Origin of the sequence: Kitasatospora sp. NPDC085895 (assembly GCF_040702125.1) — a bacterium.
Classification (GTDB): domain Bacteria; phylum Actinomycetota; class Actinomycetes; order Streptomycetales; family Streptomycetaceae; genus Kitasatospora; species Kitasatospora arboriphila.
Genome location: NZ_JBFBJY010000233.1, coordinates 1 through 1,337 on the forward strand (window position 1 = coordinate 1; position 1,337 = coordinate 1,337).

The window sequence follows — 1,337 nt, forward strand, 5'->3', positions numbered from 1 at the left end:
GCTCGTGCTGGGGCGGCCGGCCTCCGCCTCGACGCTGTACCGGACGCTGGACGCCATCGGGCCGGTCCAGCTCGCCAAGATCACCTCGGCGCGGGCGAAGGTCCGCGCCCGGGTGCACGACCTGCTCGACTTGCGCCCGGGCGGCTTCCCCTGGATACGCGTGGACAACCGCCCGCTGACCGACTGGACGGTCCTGGACATCGACGCCTCCTTCGTGCCCGCCCACTCCGACAAGGAAGGCGCCGAGCCGCACCGCAAGGGCTTCGGCCTGCACCCGCTGCTGGTATTCCTGGACAACACCGACGAGCACCTGGTCTGCCGCCTGCGTCCGGGCTCGGCGGGTGCGAACACCGCCGCCGATCACATCGACGTCGCCACCGAGGCCGTGCGGCAGCTGCCCGCCCGCCGCCGACGCAAGGTCCTCTTCCGCGCCGACGGGGCCGGCGCCACCAAGGAATGGCTCGCCTGGATCACCTCTGGCGGCGGAAACAAGGCCCACACCTGGGAGTACTCGGTCGGCTGGAGCCGGGACGAGGACTTCTGGACCGGCCTGGCCCAAGTCCCCGAGAAGGTGTGGACACCCGCCCTCGACGCGAAGGGCGACCCCCGCGAGGACGCGGCGCTGGTGGAGATCACCGACCTGCTCGACCTCTCGGCCTGGCCGCCCGGCCTGCGGGTCATCGTCCGGCGCGAGCCCGTCCATCCGAAGTACTCCAAGGACCTCAAGCCCTACGAGGCGGCCACCGGCTTCCGGTACACCGTGATCGCCACCAACACCGTCGGCCGGCAGCTGCAATGGCTCGACGCACGCCACCGCACGCACGCGCACGTCGAGTCCGGCATCCGCAGGTCGAAGGCCCTGACCCTGCTGCGACTGCCGTCGTTCAAGTTCGCCCTCAACCAGGCCTGGTGCACCCTGCTCGCCACGGCCATGGACCTGCTGTCCTGGCTGCAACTTCTCGCGCTCGACGGCCCCCTGGCCCGCGCCGAGCCCGCCACCGTCCGCACCGACCTGCTCGACGTCCCCGCCAAGCTCACCGAGCACGCCCGACGCCGCGAACTCAAGCTCGACCCCGCCTGGCCAGCCTCCCAGCCCGTCGTCACCACATGGAATCGCATCCAGGCCCTGCCCGACCCCGGCTGACCACCACGCCGTCGTCCCGACACACCGGGAGGAGGACACCGCAGCACCCTCGGCGAGTGGACGCCGACGCCGCCCGCGACGACACGCGGCCCACCGGCCTGACCAGCGAGCATCACACCGCAGGACGAATCATCAGGAACCGGACAGCCCAGCCGAACCCCTCATGCCGGCGCGCGCGCGTGAACGATCGAGG

1 protein-coding gene is annotated in these 1,337 nt (G+C 71.7%); it reads left to right on the forward strand.

Going from position 1 to position 1,337, the window contains the following annotated elements; genetic code table 11:
• A partial coding sequence (locus AB0442_RS42495; protein ID WP_366168852.1) for an IS1380 family transposase occupies positions 1-1,144 on the forward strand: 1,144 nt, incomplete at its 5' end.
• Positions 1,145-1,337: the final 193 nt, after the last annotated feature.